Raw genomic sequence first — 1,712 nt, forward strand, 5'->3', positions numbered from 1 at the left:
GCCGAATCTTCCTGACCTGTCACAGCGTCTTGAGGACTCCGCCGTCGGCCACGAGTTCCTGGCCGGTGATGTCGTTAGGGGATTGGCCAGGAAACGATCGCGGGCGGTCCGTGCGTATCCGAGGTCGGCCCGGATCGACCAGGTGCCGCCGATCGCATAGTCGATCCTGCCTAGGATGTTGGTCGCGGTCCCCTTGTAGAAGGCGCCGTCGGGGGCATAGGAGCGGCGCGGATCGGGGAGTTGCGGCAGCGTGATGACTCCGCCATTGCCCCCCACCGCGCCGACCGCGGCCGGCAGCGACAAGGCCCCTGGCTCGCCCATGCGGCGCTGATAATGTTCGACGTCGATCTGCACGGACAGATTGTCCGCCGGCCGCACGTCGAACGCGCCGCTGACGAACCAGCGATTGCCGTTAATGCCGTCCATCGGCGTCTCGAGGTGGCCGGCGAACGCATTGACCCGCACGCCGAATATGCCGTTCGGGCCGAAGGTGCGGCCGATATCGATCCCGCCGCCATAGCTGCCCTCGGCATCGGACGTCGCGAGCACGGAAGTCACCGGCTTCGCCCCTGCGCGCTTGGTCACGAGATTGACGATCGCGGACGGCGGCGTGAAACCGTAATAGAGCGCCGATACGCCCTTCAGCACTTCGACGCGCTCCTTGTTCTCCAGCGGCGCGGGAAGGTAGCTGAATATCGGCAGCGTGCCGTTCAGGCGATAATTGGACCGGGCGTTGATGATGACGCCGCGCGACACGAAGCTGTTGGTCGTCAGCTGGCTCACGCCCTGCTGGGTGATCCCCGCGGTGTTGCGGATAGCATCCTCCAGCCCGACCGCGCCCTGCGCATCGAGCAGCGCACGGTTGACCACCGCGATCGTCAACGGCGTATCGAGCAGCCGCTGATTGCGGAAAGCCCCGATCTGGGTGACGTCGGCCTTGAAGCCGTCGCGCCGGCCAGTGACGGTGATGTCGTCGTCCAGTGCAAGCTCGAAGGCGTTGGCGGCGGGGGCTGCTTCCTGCGCGACGGCAAGGGAAGGAACGAGAACGAGCGCGCCGGTGCAGGCGAGCACGCGGGTCGTGAGGGCAAGGGTCATCATTGGCTCAGTCATGGGCGTGGAATTTGATAGGGGTTTGGGGGCGCGGCGCGCCGGTCAGCGCCGGGCCGGCTCCGCCGCGCAGCTGTCGGTAGCGCCTGCATCCAGGTCGAGGCACCGGCCGTCGATCTCCGTGCCGAGCACGGCCAGGCCGATGCGGCTTGCGATCGTGGGCAGGATATCCACCGTCTCGACCGGCAAGGGCTGTTCGAACCCCTTGATGCCGGGGGCGTAGACGATCAGCGGCACGCGCCGGTCATAGTTCCAGGGCGAGCCATGGCCCGTGATCCCGAGCCTGGGTCGCGGGATCGGCATGACGTGCGGCTTGAGCGCCACGACGAGATCGCCCGACCGGTCGGGATCGAAGCTGGCCCGGAAGCGCTCGGCCAGCGTCCATTCCTCGACGTTGCGACCGGGCATCGGCATTGCGCGCAGCTCGTCGGCGGTGAACACCGCCTGCACCTGGGGATGGGCCAGATACCGAGCCCTCGCCGCCGCCAGTACGCGCGCGCGATCGGCGGGCGACAGTGTGGGCGCCGCATAGATGTCGCCATAGATGGTAACACGCCCATAGAGCACCGGGCCTGGCAGCTCGAGTTCCGTCGCCACCGCCTTGC

Annotated in this window: 1 protein-coding gene and 1 pseudogene; both read right to left on the reverse strand. The window is 67.5% G+C overall.

Annotated elements, in window-relative coordinates:
* Positions 1-1,110: TonB-dependent receptor plug domain-containing protein (locus AB0K82_RS44460; protein ID WP_364409786.1), on the reverse strand; the 1,110-nt coding region annotated here is incomplete at its 3' end.
* Positions 1,111-1,152: 42 nt separating this feature from the next.
* Positions 1,153-1,712 (reverse strand): annotated as a pseudogene (locus tag AB0K82_RS44465) (hypothetical protein); the annotation flags it as partial.

The sequence above is a fragment of the Actinoallomurus sp. NPDC052274 genome (assembly GCF_040679475.1).
Classification (GTDB): domain Bacteria; phylum Actinomycetota; class Actinomycetes; order Streptosporangiales; family Streptosporangiaceae; genus Actinoallomurus; species Actinoallomurus liliacearum.